3 pseudogenes are annotated in these 765 nt (G+C 67.5%); 1 reads left to right on the top strand and 2 read right to left on the bottom strand.

The window, feature by feature from the left end:
• Nucleotides 1–77 (top strand): annotated as a pseudogene (locus tag A9W95_RS28125) (lycopene cyclase domain-containing protein); the annotation flags it as partial.
• On the opposite strand, the pseudogene A9W95_RS23340 reads toward A9W95_RS28125, so the two are convergent.
• Both A9W95_RS23340 and A9W95_RS27000 read right to left on the bottom strand, forming a co-directional pair.
• Nucleotides 67–702 (bottom strand): annotated as a pseudogene (locus A9W95_RS23340) (methyltransferase domain-containing protein); the annotation flags it as partial. The pseudogenes A9W95_RS28125 and A9W95_RS23340 overlap by 11 nt on opposite strands.
• Nucleotides 689–765: pseudogene (locus A9W95_RS27000) on the bottom strand (lycopene cyclase domain-containing protein); the annotation flags it as partial. The pseudogenes A9W95_RS27000 and A9W95_RS23340, both read right to left, overlap by 14 nt.

Genomic DNA, 765 nt, shown 5'->3' with positions numbered 1-765 from the left:
TCGAAGACTTCCTGTTCGGCTTCGCTTTGGTGACCGCGGTCCTGCTGCTCTGGGAACGGCAACGTGCGCGTCGGTGAGGCGTTGCCGGAACGCAGCCGCGCCATCGAAAGCCAGCACGCTGCGCCACAAGTAGCGGTAGAGCCCGGCGTCGCGGGTGCGCCACCAGCCCGCGGGGATGATGATGCCCCAGCACACGGCGTGCCAAATCCGGGTCGCCACAGCCGAATCGCGTACCGAGTACTCGTGCACGGCCAATGTGCCACCGGGTCGGAGCAGGTTGCGGAACTCCCGCAACTGGGCGTCCGGGTCGGCCAGATTGCGCACCAGGTAGGCGGCCAGGATGGCATCGAACGGTCCGGTGATGCCGTGCTCGGCCAGATCTTCGATGGGGGTGTGAACGAACCGAACGGAGGGGGGCCAGTCTTTGGCTTGCGCTGCCTCCAGCATTCCTCGCGAGGCGTCGACCGCGACGATCTGCGCCTCGGGGGCGACGGCGAGCAGTGCGGCAGTCGATGCACCGGTGCCGCACCCGGCATCCAACAGCCGTAACCCCTTGCCGCGATCAGGGATTCGCATACGCCGGGCGGACAAGTGCAAGGCGCTGTGATAGCCGGGATTGGCGCCTACCAGCTGGTCGTAGGCGGGGGCCCCAGCGTCGAAGGCGCTGAACAGGTCGCCCGCGCCCGCTTCACCGACGCGCACGTTGCCGTTCCCAGAGCAGCAGGACCGCGGTCACCAAAGCGAAGCCGAACAGGAAGTCTTCGA

This window comes from Mycobacterium sp. 1423905.2 (assembly GCF_001673155.1).
Classification (GTDB): Bacteria; Actinomycetota; Actinomycetes; order Mycobacteriales; family Mycobacteriaceae; genus Mycobacterium.
Note: the sequence above shows the minus strand (reverse complement) of the source record. Positions and strands in the feature narration are given on the sequence as shown.